Source organism: Bradyrhizobium sp. OAE829 (assembly GCF_040546575.1).
Lineage (GTDB): Bacteria > Pseudomonadota > Alphaproteobacteria > Rhizobiales > Xanthobacteraceae > Bradyrhizobium.
This window is the reverse complement of sequence record NZ_JBEPOE010000001.1, coordinates 1,590,003-1,615,900: the sequence shown is the minus strand read 5'-3', so window position 1 is coordinate 1,615,900 and position 25,898 is coordinate 1,590,003. Positions and strand designations below refer to the sequence as shown.

The following is a 25,898-nucleotide window of genomic DNA, read 5'->3' as shown; positions in this document are numbered from 1 at the left end:
AACACCTCCCAGGTCCAGGCGGCTGCATTATCTAGGCAGCACGGTCCTCGCACGGAGCGTGTCGGCAAATGGAAGCTTTCGCAAATTCATTTATCAGGGGGGCGGTTTCGCTTTTTCCGATAGCGGGCCGTTATGGTCGCTGCCGTGCGCTGCGCTGGCCCTGCGCTATGCCTATGAAGTCGCGCGCGTTTTGCGTGAGACCTGACCCGCGCCGCCACGTCATGCCGATTTGAACGACCGGCAGGGAGCCGGAGACGTCGCGCGACTCGATGCGATCGCCTTCCAGAGACCAGGGCCGGTAGACAAGATCGGGCAGCAGTGCGAGTCCGGCGCCCGTGGCGACCAGGCTGCGCACCGCCTCGACGGATCGCGTGCGGAAAGCAATCTTGGGGCGGGTTCCGAATGCGGCGAGCAGTTTGCCGGTATTCTCCTCGACCTCATCGATTGTCAGCATGATAAGGGGCTCAGAGAGAATGTCTGCAAGCGCGATGCTGTCGGCGCTTGCAAGTGAATGTCCGAGCGGCAGCCACAAACGATAGGGCGAGACTTCGACGATCTCGGCGTCGATTGCGAGGCGGTCGCGCAGGTTCGACACCACCATGACGGCAACATCCAGTTCGCCGCCGATCAAGAGGTGCTCGAGGTAGTCGCCGTTGTCTTCGATGGCGTGGACCTCAACCGACGGAAACGCACGGCGATAGCGCGCCAGAAGATCCGAGAGCACGTAGCCGGCGACGAGCGAGGTAACGCCGAGCTGTAGGCGGCCACCGCGGTTCGAAGCTTGCTCGGAGAAGCTCCTGCGTGCATCGGAGATATCCGTCAGGATGCGCGTCGCGTGGCGCAGGAGCTGATGGCCTTTGTGGGTAATAGACAGGCCGCGCGGGTGACGCTCAAACAGCTTGACGTTCAGATCGGCCTCGAGCTCCTTGATCGCCTCGGTGACGGACGATTGCGAGATCGACAGCGCTTGCGCGGCATGGGAAACCGTGCCGGCCTCGGCCACCGCGACAAAGAACTGGAGCTGTCTGATCGTGAACGCCATGACGGGACTAAGCACCAATTTTGCCGCGGATGAAAGCTCCAGCCGCGAGCGGCGGATCGACGACCACAGTATCAATGCGAGGAATCGCGCCATGCTCTGGCAAACCAAAGCTGTCTGACCACAGGGAAGCGCGCTGACCACGAAGTCCATCGTGGCGCCTGAGAAAACCGTCAAAGAGTAAAATAAGACGTGATCGAGAGAGCGGGTTTTATTGTCCCTGGTGCAAACTCGGTTTTGATCGAAGCAGAACCGAAGGACTACTGAACGTCCCGCACGACGCGAAAACCGTTGGCGAAATAGCGCACGTCGAGATCGTAGCGGTAGCGCGCCGCCGAGGTGACCGTATTCGCCTTGTTGGCGAACGATCCGCCGCGCAGCACGCGCTGGCGGCATTGTCCTTGCGTCCAGGCGGAGCCGTCCTTGGGCGCATTCTTGTAATTGTCGTTCCAGCAATCCTCGACCCATTCGTAGACGTTGCCGGATGTGTCGTAGAGCCCGAAGCCGTTCGGCCGGTAGGATCCGGTCCGCATCGTCCGGCGCAGCGAGTCGCCGCAATTGTCGCAATTGGCGTTCGACTTGCCGACCTCTTTGCCCCACCAGTAGGTGGTCGTGGTGCCGGCGCGCGCCGCATATTCCCACTCGGCTTCGCTCGGCAGGCGGTAGTTGCGGCCGGTCTTCTGCGTCAGCCACAGAACAAACGCCTTGGCGTCCTCCCAGCTCACGTCGATGACCGGCTGATCGCCGCGACCCCAGCCGCGGTCGTCCGGCCGGTGCCTGCATTTGCCGTCCGAGACGCACGCATCCCACTCGGCGAAACTGGTTTCGCGCCGTTCGATCGCGAAGTTCTTGGCGATGGTGACCCGGTGCGGCGGTCCCTCGTACGGGCTGTCCTTGCCGCCCATGTCAAATTCGCCTGACGGCACCACCACCATTTCCGGGCAATCCGGACAGTCGCGGAACAGCTCGCCGGGTTCAGGCGGCGCGGTCGACTGGGCGGCGGCCGGTCCGGCAGCTAGCAGAAATATCAAAAAAGCAAAAAATCTGAACATCGTACCCTCGGCCTCAATTGCGCCGGTCGTCCCGCGCCGCCTGTGCCCATCGTGCCCGCAACCCTCCATAAAATCAAAAGTCGCAGTGTCGCTATCGTCAGTTAGTTTGGAGGTATTATAATACTCGTCCCACAATCGAATCGACGAGAGCCTGGGCGCGGGGTGTGGGTCCGCCGGCGGCAGGGGACGATATTCAATAGGGTAAATCCAGTGTACTATTTCACAGACGCATTACAGTTCTTGAGTTATTTGAGATTTTGGCAGCCGGCCTGTCTGATTTTAGGAGGTGTGCGCGTGTTCTCGAAAGTATCGACCGGAATTGCTGTTTCGCTTTTGATGCTGGCAGGAACGATCGGAACGAGCCACGGACAGCAAAAGCCGGTTGGCGGTCCCAATCCATCGCCCCCCGGTGCGGCCGTTTACTTTGTTGGCCTCAAGGATGGTCAGACGGTACCGACCACCTTTACTGTGAATTTCGGCCTCAAGGGCATGGGCGTCGCGCCCGCCGGCTCCGACAAGGCGAACGCCGGACACCACCATTTGCTGATCGACACCGAGCTGCCGCCGCTCGATCAGCCGATACCGAGCGACTTCAATCATCTGCATTTTGGCGCGGGGCAGACCGAGGCCGAAGTGACCTTGCCGGAAGGCGAACACACGCTGCAGCTGGTGCTGGGCGACAAGGACCACATTCCGAATACGATTCCGCTGATCTCCGAGCGGATCAAGATTCGCGTGGTTGCGGCCGCCCAGATGCCCGCGGCGTCGGCTGCTGCGGCGGCGCCTGCCACGACCAGCCCCGCCAGCGCGGGCCGCAAAAAATCTCCGGAAGGCGCCAAGGTATATTTCGTCTTCCCGAAGAATCGCGGCTATGTCACGCCGACGCCGGTCATCCGCTTCGGTCTGATCGGCATGGGCGTTGCACCCGCCGGCTTCGAGAAGGTCAACACCGGTCACCACCATCTGTTGATCGATACCGACGTGCCGAACCTCGATCTGCCGATTCCAGCCGACTTCAATCATCTGCATTTCGGCGCCGGCCAGACCGAAGCCAAGATCACGCTGCCGCTCGGCAAGCATACCCTGCGATTGCTGCTGGCCGACGAGCTCCACATCCCGCACGATCCGCCGTTGCTGTCGGAGCCGATCACGGTCACGGTCACCGCCAGCGGCCGTCCGCCTGCGAAGAAGAAGTATCGCAAATATCGTCGCTATTACTAAAGGGGGGCAGTTCCGGAGCCTGATATGAGCACACGTCGTCCGATCTGGATTGCAGCTCTGTATAGTCTCGCGCTGCTGACCTGTTCGATCAGCGTTGCGAAGGCTGACCGACGTGTTGCGCTGGTTGTAGGCAACTCGAACTACAGCAATGCGAGCCTGTTCCTGGCCAATCCGAAGAACGATGCTACGGACGTTGCCGCGGCACTCCGCGGCGTGGGTTTCGAAGTGTTGCAGGCGATCGACGCCAACAAGCGCGATCTCGACCTGAACATGGCCAAATTCGCGAGGCTGGCGACCGACGCCGACGCCGCGCTGTTCTATTACGCCGGTCATGCCGTCCAGTATCAGGGCCGCAACTTCCTGATGCCGACCGACGCCGAAGTCGAGGACGAGATCAGCTTCCGCTACCAGATGACGCCGCTCGACGACGTGCGCGCCGCGCTCGACCGCGGCGACGGCGTCAAGATCGTGATCCTCGATGCGTGCCGCAACAATCCGATCGTCAACGCGCTTCGCCGCAAGAAGAAGTCCGGCGACAGCCGCGCCATCGACGCCGTGCGCGGCGGGCTCGCCAAGATCGACAAGGCCCAGGGCATGGTGGTGGCCTATTCCACCGCGGCGGATGAAGTCGCCGCCGACGGCGACGGACGCAACAGCCCGTTCACCAGCGCCTTCCTGAAGCGGCTCAAGGAGCCCGGCCTCGAAATCGAACAACTGTTCCGCCGCGTCGCCGCCGACGTCAACGCCCAGACCGGCGGCCGCCAGCGCCCGGAAACCTACGTGTCGCTGCTGAGCAATTACTACCTCAACCAGACCGACCGGATCGCGTTCGACAAGATCAAGGACTCGCCCGATCCCGCCGTGCTGCAGGACTTCATCGCCAAGTTCTCGACGTCGAGCTACGTGCCGGAGGCGCAAAACCGCATCCAGCGCATCGAGGCCGCCATTCGCGAACGCCAGAACCAGGAGGCCCGGCAGCGGGAAGCCGCAAGGCTTGCGGAAGAACAGCGCAAGGCCGAACGCGAAGCGGCGCTGCGCAAACTGGCCGAGCAGGAAGAGGCGCTGCGCAAGCAGGAGACCCTTCGCGCGCAGGCGGCAGCTGAAAAAGTCCGCAAGGAGCGCGAGGCCGCCCAGGCGCAGGAAGAGCAGCGCCTGCGGCTCGTGGCCGAGAAGGAGCGCAAGGAGCGGGAAGCCGCAAAGGCCCAGGAAGAGCAACGCGTGAAGCTTGCGGCCGAGCGCGAGCGCAAGCTGCGTGAAGAGGCTGCGCAATTGCTGGCCGAGCAGGCGCGGACCAAGATCGCAGCGATAGATCGGAAGGAGCCGACCAGTCCGTCGCTCGCCGGCATATCGACCGACATCCGGACGCTGCCGCCGCCGACCGAGGCCGCGCCGGCGCCTGGCGATCCCTGTGATCGCGACGGGGCCCTGCTGGCGCAGTTGCGCAGCAACCCGTCGATCGAGGCGGTCACCGAATTGGAGCGGAGCCTGAGCTGCGAGAAATTGCGCGCCCAGATCCTGCGGTTGCGGGAAAGCCTCTCGGCGGTCGCCAATGCGGCGCCGGCCGCTGCGCAGATCAAGCCTGTCGTTGAAAAAATTGCGCCGCCGCCGGCCGTGACCCTCGCGCCACCGCCGCCCCCGGCCGGCCCGAAACAGGAAGCCGCCCCGAAGCCGCCGGAACCGCCGAAGGTTGCTGTTGCGACTGTCGCACCGGCACCCGAATGCAAAAAGGACGAAGCCAGGCTTGCCAAGATCCGCGCCAATCCCGCGCACGCCGATCTCGCCGCGCTGGAGCGTGACCTCGGCTGCGAACGGTTGCGCCCGCAAATCGTGCGCTTGCGCGAGAGCCTGCCCAAGGAAATCGCGAAGGAAACTGCGAAGGACGCGCCGCAACCGGATCAGCCGTCGGCTGCGGCCAATCCGCCAACCCTTCAATCCGCTCAGTCCGCGCCATCAGGGGCGAAGCCGGCGCAGCCCGCGCCGATTGTCCAGGTCCGAAGCTGTGACGAGGAGAGGGCCACCTTGGCCAAGCTGCGCGCCAGCCAGTCACGCGAGGATGTGGTTCGATTCGAGCGCGAGCTGGCCTGCGAGCAGCTGCGGCCTCAGGTCATACGGCTGCGGGAAAGCCTGTCCGGCGGCTAGTCAGGACGGGCTCCCACAGCCCTCGGCCAAGCACTTAATTCCTCCATATTGCGGTGGCCTAAGCCCCCCATGAGCCCTGCCAGATCGCTTCTCCAAGTGCCTCCTGGGCTGTAACTCTTTGAATCAAAACGTGTCCGGATAGCGGGGATGGCGTTCGCCACATTTGTGGCGGCGTGCTAGAGAACCGCCGGGGACTGGCGAAAAGTCTGTTGGGGTCGACAACATGGGTTTTAAAGGGTCCGGATCGGACGCGAAGAGCGGCGCCGCGCGTGAACTGCGCGTTGGCGTGATCGGTGCTGGGGTAATGGGCAGCAACCATGCCCGCGTGCTGGCGGGGCTGCCCGGCGTCAGGCTGGTCGGCATCGTCGATCCGCTGCCGGAACACCGCGCCCGCGCCACCGAATTCGCAGGCTGCCGTGCTTTCGAAAGCCTCGAAGAATTGCTGGCCGAGGGCGTCGATGCGGTCACGATCGCAGCGCCGACCCATCTGCACCATGAGGTCGCCCTCGCCTGCATCGCGCGCAAGATCCATATCCTGGTCGAGAAGCCGATTGCGCCCACGGTCGAGGAGGGGCGGGACATCGTCGATGCCGCGCAGCGCGCCGGGGTCACGCTGATGGTCGGCCATGTCGAGCGCTTCAATCCGGCAGTCGCGGCGATCAAGCAGGCGATCTCGGGCGAGGACATCCTTTCGATCGGCATCACGAGGGTCGGGCCGTTTCCGCCGCGGATGTCGAATGTCGGCGTCGTCATCGATCTGGCCGTGCACGATATCGACCTGATCCGCTGGTTCACCGAATCCGACATCGTTGAAGTGCAGCCGCAGCTCTCCAGCGCGATCGCCGAGCGCGAGGACATCGCGCTGCTGCAGTTCCGCACCGCCTCGGGCGTGCTCGCCCACATCAACACCAACTGGCTGACGCCGTTCAAGGCGCGCAACGTCACGGTCGCGACCCGCGGCAAATATGTGATGGGCGATCTGCTGACGCGTCAGGTGACGGAGTGCTTCGGCTTCAAGCCCGACGGCAGCTATTCGATGCGTCATCTGCCGGTCGGCCATGACGAGCCGCTGCGCGCCGAACTGATTGCGTTCCTCGATGCCGTCCGGTCTGGCAATGTGCCGGCGGTTACCGGCGACGAGGGCGTGGCCAGCCTCGAAATCGCGATCCGCTGCCTCGAAGCGCCGGCCCGGCCCGCGGCTTCCTCCGCACGCAAGGGTCCGCGCCGCGTCGCCGGCTGATCTTGACCGGCGGCCAGCCAAATCTACCAATAAGAGGGTTACATGAACCAACACACGCCAGCTCAACCGATCGCGTTCACTGACATTGTCGCGCAACGCCGCGGTCTTGGAAGCCGCATCGACGATGCCGTTGCGCGCGTATTGGAGCATTGCCAGTTCATCAATGGGCCGGAAGTCGCCCGTCTGGAGGCAGATCTCGCGGCTTACTGTGGCGCAAAGCACGTGGTGGCGTGCGCGAGTGGAACGGACGCATTGCTCATGGTGTTGCTCGCCAGGAAAGTTGGACCTGGCGACGCCGTCTTTTGCCCGTCGTTTACCTTCTGTGCGACGGGCGAAGTCGTTGCACTTCTCGGCGCGACCCCGGTTTTCGTCGACGTCAACGAAGAGACGTTCAACATCGACATCGCTTCGTTGAAGGACGGGATTTCTGTCGCGAAGAAAAAAGGACTCAAGCCAAGGGCGATTATTCCGGTCGATCTGTTTGGGCAGCCGGCCGACCATGACGCGCTTGCCGAGGTCGCCGAAGCAGAGAAATTGTTCGTGCTCGACGATGCTGCCCAGAGCTTTGGCGCATCGTACAAGGGGCAACCGCTGGGGACGTTCGGTCTTGCAACCGCGACGAGCTTCTTTCCCGCCAAGCCGTTGGGCTGCTATGGCGATGGAGGCGCGATCTTTACCGATGATGCCGAGCTGGCGGAGACATTGCGAAGCGTACGCGTGCACGGCCAGGGGTCCGACAAATACGACAACGTCAGACTCGGGCTGACGGCGCGAATCGATACGATTCAGGCGGCGATCCTGATTGAAAAGCTGAAGATATTTCCCGGCGAGATCGCGGCTCGGGACGCTGTTGCGAAGCGCTACAATGCGGGGCTCGGCAATATGGTGATCGTGCCTCGCGTGCAGCAGAACTGCACCTCGGTATGGGCGCAATACACGGTTCGCCTTCCAGGCGGCGGTCGCGATGAGGTAGCCAACGCGCTCAAAGCTCAGGGAATTCCGACGGCAATCTATTATCCGAAGTCGTTGCACCAGCAGACTGCCTACCGGAACTTCCCGGTGGCCGAAGGCGGCCTGCCGATTAGTGAGAGGCTTTCCGGAGAGGTTCTCAGCCTGCCGATGCACGCCTATCTCGATGAGGCGACGCAGGATCGCGTCATCCAGGCGGTGCGCGGCGCGCTTTCCGCCTGATCTCGGCCAAAGCGTTTTCGAAGAAAACGCGTCAAACAACCGATAGCGTTTACGTGAAGAAGGCGCGTCCATACAAATATAGTTCTCGGTTCTGATGCAATCAGAACCGAATATGCGCTAGAAGCGGGCTCATGCTTGGGCGCATTTTCACCGTCGGCGGCTATACGCTTCTTTCGCGCGTGACCGGTTTTGCGCGCGACATCATGCTCGCGGCGATCCTCGGTGCCGGGCCGGTCGCGGACGCGTTCTTTGTGGCGCTGCGCCTGCCCAATCATTTTCGCGCCATCTTCGCCGAAGGCGCCTTCAACGCCGCGTTCGTGCCGGCCTATGCCCATCTTCACGGGCAGAACGTAACCTCGGCAAGACTGTTCGCCGATCGCATCTTCACGCTGTTGTTCGGCGCCCAGATCGTGCTGCTCGTGGTGGCGTGGCTGTTCATGCCGCAGGTGATCGGCCTCCTGGCGCCGGGATTCTCCGACGATCCGGCGCGCGGCGAATTGGCGATTGCGCTGACGCGGATCACCTTTCCCTATCTGCTGCTGATCACGCTGGTGACGCTTTACGGCGGCATGCTCAACGTCATGCATCGCTTTGCGAGCGCTGCGGCGGCGCCGATCTTTCTCAACCTGTCGATGATGGCGACGTTGGCGCTGGCCGCGTTCTTTCCGGGCGCCGGCTATGCCGCCGCATGGGGCGTCCTGATCGCCGGCATCCTCGAATTTCTGCTGCTGGCGGGCGATGCGGCCAAGAACGGCATCCTGCCGAAGTTCAGCATTCCCCGGCTCGATAACGATGTCCGCGCCTTCTTTCGTGCGCTGGGGCCGGCGACCATCGGCTCGATGGGAACGCAGGTGGCGCTGTTCGCCGACACCATCATCGCGACGTTTCTCGCCGCCGGCGCGCTGTCGGCGCTGTATTACGCAGAGCGACTTTATCAATTGCCGATCGGCGTGATCGGCATTGCCATCGGCACGGTGTTGCTGCCCGAAATGTCGCGACGGATCACGGCGGGTGATGACGCGGGAGCGGCATCGGCACAGCGCCGCGCCTTTGAATTCTCGCTGCTGGCGTCGGTGCCGTTCGTCGCGGCGTTCCTCACCGTGCCCGATGTCATCATGCGCGCGATGTTTGCGCGTGGCGCCTTTACCAAGGCCGATGCTGCGGCCGCTGCCGCCACGCTCGCGGCCTATGCTATCGGCCTCATTCCATTCGTGACAATCCGCAGCGCAGTTTCGGCGTTCTATGCCCGCAAGGATACCGCAACCCCGGTGAAGGCATCGCTTACGGGGCTAGCCGTCAACGTCGCCCTGAAAGTCGTATTGATGGGGACACTGGCCCAGATCGGTCTCGCGCTCGCGACCGCCATCGGCGCCTGGATCAATCTGCTGCTGGTACTCGGTTTTGCAGTGCGAAGAGGGTATCTCGTTATCGATCACGCCTGGGTGAAGTCGCTTGTCAAGTTTGCCGTGTGCGGCGTCGTGCTCGCAGCGGCGCTTTGGCTGACTGCGCGGTTCGCCGGCGTCTATTTCGCGCAAATGACGGCTTTTCGCGACGAACTCGCACTGCTTCTGCTGATGGTGACGGCGCTCTTTGTCTACGGTTTTTCCATCCTGTTGCTGTTCGGCAGAGGTTGGATTTTCAGGCTGATCCGCGGCTAAACCCGTTTGCGCTTCCCGGCGAACCACGCCAATATGGCGCGAAACAATCAGGCTATTGGAGATACGATGGCAGCTCCCATCAAGTTCGGCGTCGGTCATAGCGTCCGCCGCAAGGAAGACGATGCGCTCATTCGCGGCAAGGGCCGCTACACTGACGACGTCTCGCCGTCTTCCGCGATGCATGCGCTGATGCTGCGCTCGCCGCATGCTCATGCGAAGTTCACCATCAACGTCACCAAGGCCCGCGGCATGCCCGGGGTCGGCGCGGTGCTGATCGCCGACGACGTCAAGGATCTCGGCGATCTGCCCTGCCTGTTCAATTTCGAGGTCGATCCGTTCACCGGGCCTCCGTACCCGATCCTCGCCAGGGATGAAGTGCGCCACGTCGGCGATTCCATCGCCTTCGTCGTCGCCGACACCATCGATCATGCCCGCGATGCGATCGAGGCGATCGAGGTCAACTGGACGCCGCTGCCCGCGGTGGTCGGCCTTGTCAACGCCGTCAGGAAAGGCGCGCCGCAGGTCTGGCCCAATCATGCCGGCAATGTGCTGTTCGACGTGCCGATCGGCGACAAGGCGGCAACTGACGCCGCGTTTGCAAAAGCGCATGCGGTCGCCGAAGTGTCGATCGTCAACCCGCGCGTCATCACCAACTTCATGGAAACGCGCGCGGCGGTCGCCGAATACGACGCCAAGAAGGATCATCTGACGCTGACGATCGGCAGCCAGGGCAGCCATCGCCTGCGCGAGATCATCGCCGGCATGGTGCTCAAGATGCCGCTGGAAAAGATGCGCGTGATTTGCCCCGACGTCGGCGGCGGCTTCGGCACCAAGCTGTTTCCGTACCGCGAATATGCGCTGATCTCGGTCGCGGCGAAACGGCTGAAGAAGACCATCAAATGGACCGCCGACCGCTCCGATCACTTCGTGGGTGACGCGCAGGGGCGCGACAACGTCACGGTGGCGAAGATGGCGCTCGCCGAGGACGGCAAGTTCCTGGCGATGGACGTCGACCTGATGGGCGACATGGGCGCGTATCTGTCGACCTTCGGTCCCTACATTCCGCATGGCGGCGCCGGCATGCTGCCCGGCCTCTACGATATCCAGACCTTCCACTGCCGTGTCCGCACCGTGTTCACCAACACCGTGCCGGTCGATGCCTATCGCGGCGCGGGCCGCCCCGAGGCGGCTTACGTGATCGAACGGCTGGTGGACGCCTGCGCGCGCAAACTCGGCATGACGCCCGATGCGATCAGGCGTAAGAATTTCATCCCGCCCAAGGCGCTGCCGTACAAGACCGTGACCGGCAAGGTTTATGACTCCGGCGATTTCACCGCGCATATGAAACGCGCGATGGACGTCGCCAACTGGAAGGAATTTTCCAAGCGCGCCAAGGCCGCCAAGAAGGCGGGGCTGGTGCGCGGCATTGGGCTTGCCAGCTATGTCGAGATCTGCGGCACCATGGGCGACGAGACCGCCAATGTGGCGCTCGATCCCAATGGCGACGTCACCATCCTGATCGGCACCCAGTCGAGCGGGCAGGGCCATCAGACCGCCTACGCGCAGTTGATCGCCGAACAGTTCGGTCTGCCGCCCGAGCGCGTGCACATCGTGCAGGGCGACACCGATCGTGTTGCCACCGGCCTTGGCACCGGCGGTTCGGCCTCGATCCCGACCGGGGGCGTCAGCGTGCAGCGTGCGGCCCACGACCTCGGCGGCAAGCTGAAGGAGATCGCGGCCGAAGCACTGGAAACCAGCGCTGCCGACCTCGAGATCAGCGACGGCCGAATCCGGATCGCCGGCACCGACCGTTCGGTGAGTTTCGCCGATCTGGCCAAACGTCCGGATGTCGATCCGTCAAAGCTGAATGCGAGCGCGACCTTCAACCAGGCCGACGGCACCTATCCGAACGGCACCCATCTGGCCGAAGTCGAGATCGATCCGGCCACCGGCATCATCAAGATCGTTAATTACGTGATCGTCGACGATTTCGGCGTGACGCTCAATCCGCTGCTGCTCGCCGGCCAGGTCCATGGCGGCGCGATGCAGGGGATCGGCCAGGCCCTGATGGAGCAGGCGGTATTCGGCAGCGACGGCCAGCTCGTCACCGGCACCTTCATGGATTACGCGATGCCGCGCGCGGCCGACGGCCCGTCCTTCCACTTCGAAACCCACAACGTTCCCTGCACCACCAATCCGCTCGGCGTGAAGGGGGCGGGTGAGGCCGGGGCGATCGGCTCCTGCCCGGCGGTGGTCAATGCGATCGTCGAGGGGCTGTGGCGCGAATACAAGATCGACCACATCGACATGCCGGCGACCGCCGAACGGGTCTGGATCGCCATCCGGGAGGCGCAGCGCCGGCATAACCTCTGATATTTTGTCGCAGCTGGAATGATTCTAAGTTTATGGTGTTATCAGGCCTGGGCGCGGTCCGCGGAGACCGCGCGCGGGTCTGTGTCATAAACAAAGGGATATGGCGAATGAAACGGGTTTTGGTGGTTGCAGGAGCGCTTTTGCTCAGTGTCGGCGCCGTTATGGCACAGCAGGACATCGTCAAGAAGGACCAGGATGTCATGAAGGCCACCGGCCGGGCCTTGGGCGGCGTGCTGTCGCCGATGTTCAAGGGCGAGAAGCCCTACGATCAGGCTGCCGTCGATGGGGCGATCAAGACGCTCGAAGATACCGCAAAGAACCTGCCGACCATGTTTCCGGCGAGCACCAAGGGCCTGAAAGCCGACGGCGACTACAGCGCCTCGCCCAAGATCTGGGACGACAAGGCCGGCTTCGATGCCAAGATCGCAGACTTTGCCAAGGCGGTGAGCGATGCCAAGGCCAAGATCAAGGATGCCGATACGCTGAAGGCGAACTTCCCCGGGATCGGCAAGGCATGCGGCGGTTGCCACGAGACCTACCGCGTCAAGAACAGCTAGGCTTCGGTTGGACCGGACAGGAAGAGGCGGGACGCGTGACGCGTCCGGCCTCTTTCTTTATTTGCGGGCGCGAAGGTTGCCTCGCTCGTCAATTCGGGGTGAAGCCCGTTACATCGCCTCGGTGTGAAGCTTGCTTCATCACCTCGGTGTGAAGCTTGCTTCATCACCGTGACTTGTCGAAATTTCATGGAAGCTTCCGGCCAAAATTGCGTACATACTGGCCGCCATACTGCAACGACCGATGACGGATTGGTGAATGCTGAAACGACTGTTCCTTCTGGCCGTTTTGGCCGCCGTCGCCGGGCTTGGCATTTTCTGGTGGCTGACCATACCGGCGGTGGTCGCTGCGAGTTCATTGCCAGCCTACACGCCTAACCTCGCCAACGGTCTCACAGCGTTCAATGCCGGCGGATGTTCGTCCTGCCACGCCGTGCCGAACCAGCCCCGATCGGCTCAAGCTCGGCGGTGGATTGCCGATTCCGTCGCCGTTCGGCACCTTCAACGTTCCCAATATCTCGCCCGATCCGAACGACGGCATCGGGCGATGGAGCGAGGCCGATTTCGTCACCGCCGTGCTCAAGGGCACGTCGCCGTCGGGCTTCCATTATTTTCCGGCGTTTCCCTACGCGTCTTACGAACATGCCAAGGTCGAAGACATCCGGGATCTCTTTGCGTATCTGAAGACGCTTGCGCCGGTGGCCGGCAAGACGCGCGACCATGACGTGCCGTTTCCGTTCAACATCCGCCGCAATGTCGGGGTGTGGAAATTCCTGTTCACGGACGGCAAGCCGTTCGTGCCGGACGCCAGCAAATCGGCGCAATGGAATCGCGGCGCCTATCTCGTCAACAGCCTCGGTCATTGCGCGGAGTGCCACAGCCCGCGCAATTTCCTCGGCGGCATCATCGACGCGCAACGCTTTGCGGGCGGGCCTAATCCGGAAGGCGAGGGCTGGGTGCCCAACATCACCCAGAAGCGGATGTCGGATTGGAGCGCGAAGGATTTCGCCTATTTCCTCGAGAGCGGGATGACGCCCGAGGGCGACACCGCAGGCGGTTCGATGGCGCGCGTGATCCGCAACACGTCGCAATTGTCACCGGAGGACCGCACCGCGATGGCGGAATATCTGAAATCGCTGCCGCCGGTGGAGGGACCGCCGCGGCCGAAGAAGCCGGAGAAATCCTGACGCGTTTTGATGCGAGGTCGCAACCGCGATGGGACTGCGCTCCCTCTCCCGCTTGCGGGGGAGGGCTGGGGTGGGGGTCTATCCGCGAGTCATCGTGTGGAGAGAGCCCCCACCCGGCGCTATGCGCCGACCTCCCCCGCAAGCGGGAGAGGTGACTGAGCCAACCGCGATACCGGTGACGTTACATCACTCAAACGTATTGACCATGCCGGCCTTGGCGAGCGCGGCTTTGCGTACGCCCATCCACTCCTCGGCGAGTTTTGCCGGATCGGAAGCCGGGCTGCCCTTCATGTAGTCGGTCCACGCCGCGATCAGGACTTCCTGCCGCTTGAGCAGTGCGTTGTTGTGCTTCTCCTGGTCGTCGCTCCAGGCGCCCACCTCTTTGAGCGCCTTGACCGCGCCCTTGTGCGTCGGCACCGCCCAGTTCTTGGCCTGCGCCTTCACCGCAAGCCCGCTGGCGCCGGGTGCGTTGTCCTTGTAGCCGTCATAGCCGTCGATCATCGCCTTGGTCAGCATGTAGACCTCGTCTTCGGACTGGCTGCCATAGACGCTGTAGATCGGATACGGATAGGTGCCGACCTCGACCGGCTTTTCCTTGGAAAATTCGCCTGCGCCGCAGGTTGCCTTGTGCTCGGTGAAATACGGGCCGACCTTGCGCATGCGCTCCCATCCCGCCTTGTCGGTGAATGGCATCGCGGGCCAGGTGATGCCGCGCGGCGATGTCTGCAGTTCCTTGGCGGGCCCGGAGATCGTCGAACCGAATACCGCATCGGTGTCGTTGTTGATGATGCCTTTCCACATCGCGTTGTTGCCCGCGAACTCGACGATCTTGACGTCCTTTGCCGTCAGATTGGCGAACGCCAGCACGGCAAGTGCATTCTGGTTGAGCGCGGGAGAACCGACCACGAAGCCGATCCGCTTGCCTTTCAGGTCGGCATAGGTCTTGACGCCGATGTCGGCGGCGACCGCCAGCGAAAGGCCGTTGCAGTCGATCGAGCTCAGCGTGATCTGGATGGGCTGCGGTCCCCATTCCCGGGTCGCGAATTCGAACACGCCTTCCTGCGCGAAAAAGACCCCGACGCCCATCGCCGAGATGCTGGCGCGGTTGAGGCGCAGCGGTTGCAGGCGCGCGACGTCGTTGCCGGCGGGCAGCACGCGCGCATCGCTGCCATACTTGTCCTTGAACATCTTGCCGACGGCAACCGTGATGTTGAAGCCGGAGGTCCCCGTGTCATACGCGGTCATCGTCACGTTGGGTGGCAATTTCACCTGTGCGGCCGCCGTCGATGCCGCGACCACGGTTCCGGTCAGCGCGATGGCCGCAAGCATCATCTTCGGATTGATCATTCATCCCTCCCGTTGCGGCTGACGTTGCAGCCTTGAGACGCTTGTCGCCGATGTTTCCTTGCCCGCGAGCGGGATGTCAGCTGGAAGCAGGCTTTGCGTATTGGCGCGAATGCTCGCGGATTTCCGCGCCTACTGCAAGGCAGAAGCAGGGGGTACCGATCCGCGTCAGCTTGACGCGTTGCGTTGTCCGAAATGGCTGCGGAGGGCGGCAAGTCCTGATTTGAGCCAGCGCGCCGTGCCAGTCATTCGCGACCGGATCGAGCCCGCGCGCTTGCGCTGATATCGCGAACCATATCGTGGCAACGTCCTAGTCGGAAAGAAAGCGCACCGATCGGGTGGCGATCGCGACGGCCACGGCGGTGCCCACCTCGTGCAGCGCGTCGCCGGCATGGAAGGGACAATCGACCGCGATATCGGCCGAGCCGGCGCGCACGCCATAGCGCACGCTGGCGCCGAGGAATTCGCGGTAGGTTACCGTGCCGTCGGCGATCGTCCTGTCCGGTCCGGCGCTCTGGCTCGCACCGACGATCGCGCAATCCTGCGGCCGGAACACCATGCGTGCACCCGGGGCCACTTTCCGGTCCGCAGCAATCGGTATCCTCGGGCCGCCGGCCACCTCAAAGGCGCGCGAGGCGCCGTCGCCGATCACGCGGCCTTCGACAATGTTGGCCGTGCCGAGAAAATTCGCCACGAACAAATTGGCCGGCTGTTCGTAAAGGTCTTTCGGCGTGCCGACCTGCTGAATGACGCCCTGGTTCATCACCGCGATCCGGTCGCAAACCGTGTTGGCCTCTTCCTGGTCGTGGGTGACGAAGATGGTGGTGAGTCCAAGCCGTTGCTGCAGTTCGCGCAGCTCGCGGCGGACCTGTACGCGCAGCTTGGCATCGAGATTGGACAGGGGTTCATCGAGCAGCAGGAGCTTCGGTTCGACCGCGATGGTGCGCGCCAGCGCCACGCGCTGTTGCTGCCCGCCGGAGAGCTGCGCCGGGCGGCGTTGATCGAGGCCGGTGAGCCCGACGAGTTCAAGCGCGGCCGCGACCCGCGGGCCGATCTCGGCGCGCGGCACGCGCTTTTCCTCGAGGCCGAACGCGACATTGCGCGCCACCGTCATGTGCGGCCACAGCGCATAGGACTGGAACACCATGCCGATGTCGCGTTTCCATGGTGGCAGAGCGGAAATATCCTTCTCGCCGACCAGCACGCGTCCGCTGTCGGCGTGGTTGAAACCGGCGATCAGCCGCAGCAGCGTGGTCTTGCCGCAGCCGGAGGGACCGAGAAACGCAAAGAACTCGCCGGGCGGATGTCGAGATCGATCGACTTCAAGACGTGATTGTCGCCATAGGACAGATTGACCTGTTCGATCCGGACACCGACGGCCGGTACGGCGATCGCTCGATTGCCTGCTGAGGCCGTCATGGTGCTGATAATCCCGGCATGAGCATCAATGTCCTGCTTGCGGCATGGCGCGGCCACGCTCGATCACGAAATGCGACAGGACCGTGCAGACCGCGACCAGCAGCACGGCGATGACACCGAGCGCCGCGCCAGGGCCGCGGCCCGCCGCGGATTGCATCAGCACGTAAAGGCCGTAGGCCAGCGGCGCGTCGGAGTTGGATTGCACCAGCATCAGTGTCGCCGACAATTCGACGGCGGCGGTAGCAAAGCTGGTGACGAAGCCGGCCAGCATGCCGCCCATCATCAGCGGCGTCACGATCCGGCGCACGGTGCGCAGCTTGGTGGCGCCGAGATTTTCGGCGGCTTCTTCCAGCGATACCGATATCTGCTGCAGCGCTGCGTAGCAGGCGCGCAGCGCATAGGGCAGGCGGCGGATTGCCAGCGCCAGCACGATCACGATCCACAGCGAGGCCAGCGGCGTGCCATCCCACAGTTTCACGCCGTAGAACGCGCGCAAATAACCGATGCCGAGCACGATGCCGGGGACGGCGAGCGCGGCCGAGGCCGCCCAGTCCAGCGCGTCGCGCCCGATCAGTCTGGTGCGCAACACCAGGTAGGCGATTGCCGTGCCGAGCACGACGTCGATCAGTCCAGCCAACGAGGCATAGATCAGCGTGTTCTTGATATAGAGCGAGCTTTCGCCGAAAATTCGCGCGTAATGCGCCATTGTATAGCCGTCCGGCAGCGGCGAGAACGACCACACGGTCGAGAACGACAGCAGCAGCAGGCCGGCATGCGGCGCCAGCACCAGCAGCAGGATCAGCATCACCGTCAGATAGGCGAGCACGCTTTCATACGGCCGCAATTTGCGCCGGGCGAGCCCGCCACCGCCGCGCTGCACGGTTGAATAGTCGATGCCGCGGGTCGCCAGCGCCGAAAGTGCCATCGCCGCGACGGAGGCCACGATCAGCACCACCGCGATCACATAGCCCATGGGATCGGCGATCCCGATCGAGGTGACGCGCAGATAGGCCTGCGGCGCCAGCATGTCCTTGACGTTCAAAAGCAGCGGCGTGGCGAGATCGTCGAACACCTTGACGAACACCAGCGAGGCGCCCGCGATATAGCCGGGCATCGCAAGCGGAAACACGATGCGGCGGAACAGGCGAAATCCGGACGAGCCGAGATTTTGCGCGGCTTCCTCCATCGAGGCGTCGATGTTGCGCAGCGCCGCCGAGAGGTTGATCAGGATGAACGGAAAATAGTGGATGGACTGCACGAAGATGACGCCGTTGAGCCCCTCCATGAACGGGATCTTGAAGCCGAGCCAATCATCCAGCAGCAGGTTGACGCTGCCGTTGCGGCCGAAAAACAACTGCATCGCCACCGCGCCGACGAATGGCGGCATGATCAGCGGCAGAAATCCCAGCGTCTGGATCAGCGCCGTGCCGCGAAAGGCAAAGCGCGAGGTGATGTAGGCGAGCGGCAGCGCCAGGATCGACGCTCCAACCACCGCCATCGCCGAGACGTAGAACGAATTCCAGAACGAACGCAGGAACAAGTCAGTGCGGAAGAAATCGGCGAAATTGACCAGGGTGAAAGCACCGCCGCCCTTTTCGGTGAACGCCACATAGATCACCGTCGCGGACGGCCACACCAGAAACAGCGCGAGGAAAACCGCAATGCCGAGCGCCAGCGCGATCTGCCCCGGCGTTGCGGAAAGTCTTGCGCGGGCGCGTGGGGCGGGGAGGGTGAGGCTCATGGGCGGTGCGCCCACAACGTCGTCCCGGCCGAGTGCGCGATTGCGCACGGGGCCGGGACCCATACGCCGCGGCCTCGCGGTGAAACATCGGTGAGAGATACCGTTTTCAACAAGAACAGCCAGTGGCTATGGGTCCCGGCCCCGTGCGCAATCGCGCACTCGGCCGGGACGACATCGAGAGATGGGCGCCCTCGTATCACTTCGCCAGCTTCGCTGCTTCCTCGGCCTTGGCCTGCGCCTGCGCGTAGCGTTCCTTGGCGAAAACAGCCCATTGTTGTTCCAGTTCGGCCTGCCGTGCGCCCTTCTGTTTGCCGCCGGTGAATGCGCTTGCCGTTTCCTTGGCGGAGGCTGCGGCTTCATCGACCGGCATTGCAGCGATCAGCTCGCGCGCCTGCGTGATGAGCGCGCGGGCTTGCGCATTGTCCTTCCTGGCGATCGCGGCTTCGGCCTCGTGGATCGCCTTGGTCGCGGCCTTCAGCGAATCGAGCTGGAACGAAATCAGTTGGTCGAACAGCACGTCGACCACATCGTTGCGCGCTTCGGACTTGGCGACGTCGAATTTTATCATCGAGTTCAGCCGCGGATCCTTGAAGGGGTTCGGGTAGTCCGCGGGCGCCTTGGCATAGACGTCGGGATTGACGGGGAGGCGGCGGATGCCCGGCTCGAACAGCACTTGCTGTCCGGCAGGCGAGAGCAGGAATTCCACGAAGGCTTCGGCCGCGGCCTTGTTCGGCGCATTGGCGACGATGCCGACATTGGCCGGCACGATCGTCGTCACCGTCGGATAGATGAATTTGACGGGGAAGCCGGAGGCCTGCGCCGAGAACGCGAAGAAGTCGATCACGATGCCGTAGCCGACCTGCCCGGAATTGACCGCTTCCGGCACCCCGAACGAGCGCTCGGTGATGTTGCGGAAATTGCCGGCCATCGCCTTGATGGTGCCCCAGCCCTTGGCCCAGCCTTCACCCTGCAGCACGGCTTCGACGGTCAGGTGCGTGGTGCCGGAGCGCGAGGGGGCGGCGATCGAGACGTGGTCGTAATAAACCGGCTTGGCGAGATCCTGCCATTCCCTGGGATCAGGCAGCTTGTTGGCCTTCACGTAGCGCTCGTTCCACATGATGCCGTAGCCGGACGCGGCAAAGCCGAAATAGAAGCCGGCGGGGTCGTTGATCGGAAACTGCCCGATCTTCTCGGGAATGCCTGATGCCTTGGGCGCGTATTTCTGCAGCAGCCCCTTGCCCTTGAGCACCTCGAACGCATCGGGCGCAGAAGCCCAGAACAGATCGACCTGGTTGCTGGACTTGGTTTCCTCGAGATACTTCACGCCGGCATTGGTGTTGCGGTTCTGCACTTCCAGCGTCACGCCCGGCGTCGCCGTCTCAAACGCCTTCTTGACGGGGTCGGTGACGTCCTTGGCGAAGGAGGTGACAACCGTGACCTTGCCGGCGGGCGCCTGCGCGAACGCCGCGGTCGAGACCAGCGCTGCGCAAAGCGACAGCGTCAACAGCCGATGCATCATGTTTCCCCGTTTGCTTGTTCTTGTCGTTGCCGGTGGCCGCGGAAGCGGCGGGGACTAGCTCCCGCCGAACGCCTTGAAGGTGATGATGGTGTGGGTGTCCTGGATGCCGGGAATGACCTGCACCTTCTCGTTGACGAAATGGCCGATGTCGGTGGCGTTGTCGACGTAGAACTTGACCAGCAGGTCGTAATCGCCGGCGGTGGAATAGATCTCCGAGGCGATCTCGGCTTCCGCGAGCGCATTGGCCACCGCATAGGACTGGCCGAGCTTGCATTTGAACTGGACGAAGAAGGGAACCATGATGTGTCTCCGAAAATGTTGCTCTCAATATAGCGTTTTCGAGCGAAGTGGATACCGGTTCGCGCCTGAAAACGCGTCAGAATCAGAAGGCCAAAAATGGGCCGCCGTGGCAAGCCAACTTGCTGGCAATGGCCGGTCGCGCTAGGACAGTTTATGGCTCCGAACTCTCCCATTCCACGAGGTAGGCGATGACGCCGATCGCGCTGACCATTGCCGGCTCCGATTCGTCCGGTGGCGCCGGAATCCAGGCCGACCTGAAGACCTTTGCCGCGCTCGGCGTCTATGGCGCCTCCGTCATCACGGCGCTGACGGCGCAGAACACGACCGGCGTCAGCGGCATCCATCAGGTGCCGGCGGAGTTCATCACCGCCCAGATCGATGCGGTATTTTCCGATCTCGCCGTTGGCGCGGTCAAGATCGGCATGGTGGCGCAGCCCGCCAGCATCGATGCCATCGTCGCCGGGCTGACGCGCTGGTCGCCGCAGCATGTCGTGCTCGATCCCGTGATGGTCGCGACCTCAGGCGACCGCCTGCTGGCTGCGGAAGCCGTCGATGCGCTGCGCACCAGGCTCATTCCGCTCGCCTCGGTCATCACGCCCAATCTGCCGGAAGCCGCCGCCTTGCTCGATGAGCCGATTGCGACGGACGAAGCCGCGGTCGAAAATCAGGGCAAGCGGTTGCTGGCGATGGGCTGCCGCGCGGTGCTGATCAAGGGCGGTCACGGGCAGGGCGCCGACAGTACCGACTATTTTATCGACGCCGGGAAGACCATCACGCTGGCAGCACCGCGCGTCGCCACCAAAAACACCCACGGCACCGGCTGCTCGCTGTCGTCGGCGATTGCGGCAGGCCTTGCGAAGGGCGAGGACATGGAGACCGCCGTCCACAACGCCAAGGCCTGGATCAGCGCGGCGATATCCGCCGCGGACCGCTTCAGCGTCGGCCGCGGGCATGGCCCGGTGCATCATTTTCACAAGTATTACTGAAGCTGTTTGAGTGAGTAGCCCGCATCAGCGCAGCGACATGCGGGTATCTGTGACGTCGCTGCTCTCATCCGGGCTGCATCCTCAGTCGTTGCCTTTCTTCATCTTGGCAATCAGCGGACCGAGCAAGTTCGAAAAATCATCGCTCCACGGGGCTTGACCAGGCGCAGGCCTCTCGACGTCCCAATCCTGCAGCAATCCAAGATCGATATCATTCCGCGCCAGCACCATGACCGTCGAGAACTTTATCATCGGGTCAAGGCTCGGCACCTCATCCTCATCATACAGCCGAGCGATCAATCCTTCGCTCGCCGCGGTCGCGGCAACGACGCCGGATAGATCGAGATGATTGTTGGATATGTGTGTCACGATAATGCCGTCTGGAGTGAGGCGGGACAGGTAGATCCGCAGCGCTTCCCGGGTCAATAGATGCACCGGAATGGAATCGGACGAGAAGGCATCGACGATAATGAGATCGTAACGGGCATCGGTGGCATTGGCGAGCGTGAGGCGGGCATCGCCCAGGATGATATTTGTCTCGGGTTTGCAATCGCGCAGGAAAGTGAAGCGGGCCGGGTCTTTGGCGATGCGGATGATATCCGCGTCAATTTCATAATAGTCGAGACGATCCTGTGGCCTCGCGAGGCAGGCGATCGAACCTGCTCCCAGCCCGATCACGGCGATCCGGGCAGGGCCGTTTTTCTTGTCCTGCACGGCATCGACCGCTTCGGCGATCGGCGAGTCCGGATGATAGTACGTCGAAAGCACCGGCCTGCCGGTCACGGGCTTGCCGTCGTCCGTCGTGAGCCGCTGGGCGCCGTGCAATTCCATGCCATGACGCAGCGCGCGGAAGCGGCCATCCTCGGTCACCTCGATCTTGTGAACCCCGAAAAAGCTGCGCACGGTCTCGAGATGCCGCACGTTCGGCGGATAGGCCCGCGTCACGATGAAAGCGGCGGCAAACAGCGCGGCGAGCCGGAGCGACGAGGAACTCGAGAACAGGGCGCCCGCCACCAGAAGCAATACGGCCGTCCACACCATCCAGTTGGCTACTGGCTGAACCGCAAAGCCGTCGCGGAAGCCCGGCAGGCTTGCCAGCAGCACAAGCACGACAAAGCCAGCGACCAGGCCGGCTTCCCTTGCCGTCGGCCACGAAGGTGCCGGGCGCGCCAGCGCAGCTGCGACAATCAGAATCGGGTATTCCGCGATCCACGAAAACAGCTTCGGCGCGATCAGCCCTGAGAAGATTCCGCCGAGCACGCCGCCCAGCGACATGCAGAAATAGAACCGCGTGAGATAGGCCGGCTGCGGCCGCGTCGCCGCCACCAGGCCGTGGCAGATCATCGCCGTGACGAAGAACGTCAGCAGATGCAGCCCGACATCGACGACGAGCCATGTGCGGATATCGAGCGCCAGCGTCAGCACGATCAAGGCCAGCAGCGCCGGCTGCGCCTTCATCCAGGTCGCCTGCGCAATATGGTTTCGCTCGCTGAACACCAGGATGAAACTGATCAGATAGAGCGACAGCGGCAGCACCCACAAGAACGGCGCCGCGGCAATATCGGTGGTGATGTGCGTCGTCACGGCAATCATCAGCGCCGACGGCACGAAGGCCAGCGCCACCCAGTAAACCATTCGTCCCAGCGCGGGCGCCGCCTCGGTTGCCTGCGCCTGCAAAACGGGATTGTCGTGGTCCCGATTGAGAAACACCAGGCTTCCGCACAACGCTATCAGGCCAACCAGCAGGTAATAGCCGTAGCGCCATGCGCCATTCTGAAAGCTCAGCGTCGAGAGCGGCTCTGCCAGCAACGGGTAGGCGAACAGCGCAAGCAGGCTGCCGATATTGCTCGCCGAGTAGAGAAAATAAGGATTGCTGGCTTGAGCAAGGCCGGAACGGGCAAACCATGCCTGCAGCAGCGGACCGTTGGCGGACAGCGCGAAGAACGGAAAGCCAAGCGAGACCGCAAACATACCGAGCAGGAAAAGCTCCTCGTGATCGGCGGGCGGCAGGTCCCAGCCATTCGCGACTGAGAGCGGAACGAATACGGCCCCTCCCAGCATCACGCAAAGATGGATCGCGAGCGCCCATCGGCCCCGCACGAGCCGTGTCAGCACATCGGCATAGGCGTAGCCCACCAGCAGCACGCCCTGGAAAAACACCATCGCCACCGACCACACCGATGGCGAACCGCCAAATCGCGGCAGCACCATTTTCGTAAACAGGGGCTGCACGGCAAACAGCAGCGTGGCGCTGAGAAAAATAGCGGCGGTGTAGAGCGCAATGACCAGGGTCGAACGGCTGGCCGAGGCGGTCACAAGAGCCGGTTTGACGTGATCGGTCATGCAAATGCTTGGTTATCGAGCGCCGTTTTGCCGGGGCAATCTCGAAGGAATGGATCAAGTATGAAATAGAAACCGTGGAGATCAAAGGGTTAATCAGCGGCCAAAGCGTGCCTCCGCGCTGCCCCAACGACGGCAGAAAGGCACCGGCCAATCGACCGTTTTGCGCCTCATTGCTGGCGCACCGTCGATGCCGTGCAGAGCGGCCAGGCGCCCCGGCTTTCCTTGTCCGAATGGCCCATTGGCGGGACCATGCCCGGCACCTATAATTCGCCGCCTGTAATTCAAGTGAATCGCGACGCCGCCAACGCGCGGACCAGCCGCAAATATCCGGGAGAGAAATGCCGTGAGACAAAAAACCCTGCGCTACGCCATATTGACCGTACTGGCGGGCCTTTCCATTGCCGCAAATCCGGCCCAGGCCCAGACATGGCCGGATAAGCCGATCACATTCGTGGTGCCGTTCGCGGCCGGTGGCGGCACCGACGCTTTCGCGCGCCCGCTCGCAGCCCAGCTCGACACCCAACTCGGCAAACGCGTGCTGATCGAAAACCGCGCCGGCGCCGGCGGCACGGTAGGCGCCTCCGCGGCGTCCAAGGCCGCCCCCGATGGCTACACCTTCTTCATGGGCGCGGCGCATCACGCTATTGCACCGTCGCTCTATCCCAACCTCGACTACGACATCGAGAAGGATTTTGTCGCGGTTGCGCTGATCGCGCGTCCGCCGCAGGTGATCGTGGTCAATCCCGACAAGGTCGCCGCCAAGACGCTTGCCGAATTCATCGCGTTCAACAAGGCGAACCCGGGCCAGTTGAACTACGGCTCCGCCGGCGCCGGCACCACGCATCATCTCGCGGGCGAGTTGTTCAAGATCCTGACCAAGACCAACCTCCAGCACGTGCCCTATCGCGGGGCGGGACCTGCGATGCAGGATCTGATCGCCGGCCATGTGCCTGTCGTGTTCGACGGCATGGGCTCGTCGGCCGCGCCGATCAGGGCCGGGCAGCTCCGCGCGCTCGCGGTCGCCGCGCCGAAGCGGGTGGCGGCTTTCCCCGACCTTCCCACCGCCAAGGAAGCCGGTCTGCCCGATTTTGAAGTGGCGACCTGGTACGGCCTGTTCGCGCCGAAGAACACGCCGCCGGCGATCGTCGAACGCATGATCAAGGAGCTGCGGCAGGCGATGCAGGTCGCTGCGATCAAGGAGGCCTGGGAGCGCAACGGCTCTGATGTCCCTGATGTCACGGGCCCTGCATTCGCGAGGATGGTGTCAGACGAAGTCGTGCGCTGGCGCAAGGTCGTGAAAGAGGCCAATGTGAAGCTGGACTAGAGGAGCGTTTTCCTTGCTCCAATGCGGGCGCCGCGCGTCGGTGCCCGCCCGCCGCCGATAGCGCGGTGCGCTGAAGTAGCACTTCCACGCATCCCCCAAAGTTCGCTAAGATGAGGACTGAAGGCTGCGGAGGCCTCGCTGCCCCGCGCCAATCCATCTGCAATTCCAGGGAGTGATCACATGAAGCGCCGTACGTTCCTCAAAGGCGGTGCCGTGGCCGGCGCGACGACGCTGGTTGCGGCACCCGCGATCGCGCAAGCCGCGCCCGAGATCAAGTGGCGTTTGACCTCGAGCTTTCCAAAGTCGCTCGAGACCATCTACGGCACGGCGCAGACCTTTGCGAAATACGTCGCTGACGCCACCGACAACAAATTCCAGATCCAGACCTTTGCGGCCGGCGAGATCGTGCCCGGCCTGCAGGCGCTCGATGCCGTGAGCACCGCGACCGTCGAGATGGCGCAGACCCCGCTTTATTTCTACATCGGCAAGGAGCCGGCGCTCACCTATGCCACCGGCGCGCCCTTCGGCATGAACCATCGCCATCAGCATTCCTGGTGGACGTTCGGCGGCGGCGCTGACCTCTGCAACGAGGCGCTGAAGCCTTTCAAGGCGCACGCGATCCTGTGCGGCAATTCCGGCACGCAAATGGGCGGCTGGTTCCGCAAGGAGATCAAGACCGTCGATGATCTCAAGGGCCTCAAGTTCCGCATCGCAGGCATGGGCGGCCATGTGCTCGCAAAGCTCGGCATCGTGCCGCAGCAGATCGCGGGCGGCGACGTCTATTCGGCGCTCGAGAAAGGCTCGATCGATGCCGCCGAGTTCGTCGGCCCTTATGATGACGAGAAGCTCGGCTTCTACAAAGTAGCAAAATACTATTATTACCCCGGCTGGTGGGAAGGCGGGGCCATGCTCCACATGATCGTCAACGACGAGAAGCGGAATGCGCTCCCCAAGCAATACCAGGCAGTTCTCAGCCAGGCCGGTGCAGCGGCCGGCGCGTGGATGATCGAAAAATACGACAGCGTCAATCCAGCCGCCCTGAAGCGGCTGATCGCCGGCGGCGCCGAACTGCGTGCGTTCCCGCAACCGGTCATGGAGGCCTGCTACACCGCCACGCAGGACCATCTGAACGAAATCGCCGAGAAGAGCCCGCTCTTCAAGAAGACCAAGGAGAGCCACGACGCCTACATGAAGGAAATGCTGTTCTACACGCAGATCGCGGAAAACTATTACGACAACTATCTGCTCAGCAAGATGCGCAGGGGCTGAGT

General features: G+C 63.1%; 17 protein-coding genes and 2 pseudogenes. 11 read left to right on the top strand and 8 right to left on the bottom strand.

The features are described 5' to 3' along the window. Window positions 1-130 precede the first annotated feature (130 nt). Complete coding sequence (locus ABIE49_RS07995) at window positions 131-1,042, bottom strand: LysR family transcriptional regulator (protein ID WP_192737913.1); 912 nt, start codon at window positions 1,040-1,042, stop codon at window positions 131-133. Between the two features lie 257 nt (window positions 1,043-1,299). After that, window positions 1,300-2,091: a formylglycine-generating enzyme family protein gene (locus ABIE49_RS07990; RefSeq protein ID WP_354066660.1), complete on the bottom strand. Its 792-nt coding sequence runs from the start codon at window positions 2,089-2,091 to the stop codon at window positions 1,300-1,302. A gap of 294 nt (window positions 2,092-2,385) precedes the next feature. On the opposite strand from ABIE49_RS07990, the gene ABIE49_RS07985 reads away from it, so the two are divergent. The 8 genes and pseudogenes from ABIE49_RS07985 to ABIE49_RS07950 all read left to right on the top strand — a co-directional run bounded on the left by ABIE49_RS07985 (window position 2,386) and on the right by ABIE49_RS07950 (window position 13,654). Continuing rightward, window positions 2,386-3,312, top strand: coding sequence for a DUF4399 domain-containing protein (locus ABIE49_RS07985; protein WP_354066659.1), 927 nt, complete (start codon window positions 2,386-2,388; stop codon window positions 3,310-3,312). A 24-nt stretch (window positions 3,313-3,336) separates the two neighbouring features. Then, window positions 3,337-5,451: a caspase family protein gene (locus ABIE49_RS07980; RefSeq protein WP_192737775.1), complete on the top strand. Its 2,115-nt coding sequence runs from the start codon at window positions 3,337-3,339 to the stop codon at window positions 5,449-5,451. Window positions 5,452-5,674: 223 nt separating this feature from the next. Beyond that, window positions 5,675-6,691, top strand: coding sequence for a Gfo/Idh/MocA family oxidoreductase (locus ABIE49_RS07975; RefSeq protein WP_192737774.1), 1,017 nt, complete (start codon window positions 5,675-5,677; stop codon window positions 6,689-6,691). A gap of 42 nt (window positions 6,692-6,733) precedes the next feature. Then, window positions 6,734-7,882, top strand: a complete 1,149-nt coding sequence (locus ABIE49_RS07970; RefSeq protein ID WP_192737773.1) for a DegT/DnrJ/EryC1/StrS family aminotransferase — start codon at window positions 6,734-6,736, stop codon at window positions 7,880-7,882. 131 nt (window positions 7,883-8,013) lie between these two features. Further along, window positions 8,014-9,540 carry a murein biosynthesis integral membrane protein MurJ gene (gene murJ / locus ABIE49_RS07965; protein WP_192737772.1) on the top strand — a complete coding sequence of 509 codons (1,527 nt, stop codon included), beginning with the start codon at window positions 8,014-8,016 and terminating at the stop codon, window positions 9,538-9,540. Between the two features lie 66 nt (window positions 9,541-9,606). After that, window positions 9,607-11,913 carry a xanthine dehydrogenase family protein molybdopterin-binding subunit gene (locus ABIE49_RS07960; RefSeq protein WP_192737771.1) on the top strand — a complete coding sequence of 769 codons (2,307 nt, stop codon included), beginning with the start codon at window positions 9,607-9,609 and terminating at the stop codon, window positions 11,911-11,913. 107 nt (window positions 11,914-12,020) lie between these two features. Next, window positions 12,021-12,470: a c-type cytochrome gene (locus tag ABIE49_RS07955; protein ID WP_192737770.1), complete on the top strand. Its 450-nt coding sequence runs from the start codon at window positions 12,021-12,023 to the stop codon at window positions 12,468-12,470. A gap of 256 nt (window positions 12,471-12,726) precedes the next feature. Beyond that, window positions 12,727-13,654 (top strand): annotated as a pseudogene (locus ABIE49_RS07950) (c-type cytochrome). Window positions 13,655-13,840: 186 nt separating this feature from the next. Here ABIE49_RS07950 and ABIE49_RS07945 read toward each other — a convergent pair. The 5 genes and pseudogenes from ABIE49_RS07945 to ABIE49_RS07925 all read right to left on the bottom strand — a co-directional run bounded on the left by ABIE49_RS07945 (window position 13,841) and on the right by ABIE49_RS07925 (window position 19,977). Beyond that, a complete protein-coding gene (locus tag ABIE49_RS07945; RefSeq protein ID WP_192737768.1) occupies window positions 13,841-15,001 on the bottom strand; it encodes a TAXI family TRAP transporter solute-binding subunit in 1,161 nt (386 codons plus the stop codon). Between the two features lie 307 nt (window positions 15,002-15,308). Then, window positions 15,309-16,417 (bottom strand): annotated as a pseudogene (locus ABIE49_RS07940) (ABC transporter ATP-binding protein). A 25-nt stretch (window positions 16,418-16,442) separates the two neighbouring features. Continuing rightward, window positions 16,443-18,158 (bottom strand): ABC transporter permease, encoded by a 1,716-nt coding sequence (locus tag ABIE49_RS07935; protein ID WP_192737767.1) that lies wholly within the window; start codon window positions 18,156-18,158, stop codon window positions 16,443-16,445. 196 nt (window positions 18,159-18,354) lie between these two features. Next, complete coding sequence (locus ABIE49_RS07930) at window positions 18,355-19,677, bottom strand: extracellular solute-binding protein (protein WP_192737766.1); 1,323 nt, start codon at window positions 19,675-19,677, stop codon at window positions 18,355-18,357. A 54-nt stretch (window positions 19,678-19,731) separates the two neighbouring features. Continuing rightward, window positions 19,732-19,977, bottom strand: a complete 246-nt coding sequence (locus tag ABIE49_RS07925) for an Lrp/AsnC ligand binding domain-containing protein (protein WP_192737765.1) — start codon at window positions 19,975-19,977, stop codon at window positions 19,732-19,734. Between the two features lie 188 nt (window positions 19,978-20,165). Here ABIE49_RS07925 and thiD point away from each other — a divergent pair, with 188 nt between their 5' ends. After that, on the top strand, window positions 20,166-20,963 hold the full coding sequence (thiD, locus tag ABIE49_RS07920; RefSeq protein WP_192737764.1) for a bifunctional hydroxymethylpyrimidine kinase/phosphomethylpyrimidine kinase: 798 nt from the start codon (window positions 20,166-20,168) through the stop codon (window positions 20,961-20,963). Window positions 20,964-21,044: 81 nt separating this feature from the next. On the opposite strand, the gene ABIE49_RS07915 is transcribed toward thiD, so the two are convergent. Further along, a complete protein-coding gene (locus ABIE49_RS07915) occupies window positions 21,045-23,303 on the bottom strand; it encodes a fused MFS/spermidine synthase (RefSeq protein ID WP_192737763.1) in 2,259 nt (752 codons plus the stop codon). Between the two features lie 343 nt (window positions 23,304-23,646). Here ABIE49_RS07915 and ABIE49_RS07910 point away from each other — a divergent pair, with 343 nt between their 5' ends. Both ABIE49_RS07910 and ABIE49_RS07905 read left to right on the top strand, forming a co-directional pair. Beyond that, a complete protein-coding gene (locus ABIE49_RS07910; RefSeq protein ID WP_192737762.1) occupies window positions 23,647-24,627 on the top strand; it encodes a Bug family tripartite tricarboxylate transporter substrate binding protein in 981 nt (326 codons plus the stop codon). A gap of 180 nt (window positions 24,628-24,807) precedes the next feature. Next, window positions 24,808-25,896 carry a TRAP transporter substrate-binding protein gene (locus tag ABIE49_RS07905; RefSeq protein WP_192737761.1) on the top strand — a complete coding sequence of 363 codons (1,089 nt, stop codon included), beginning with the start codon at window positions 24,808-24,810 and terminating at the stop codon, window positions 25,894-25,896. The last annotated feature ends 2 nt before the right edge of the window (window positions 25,897-25,898 follow it).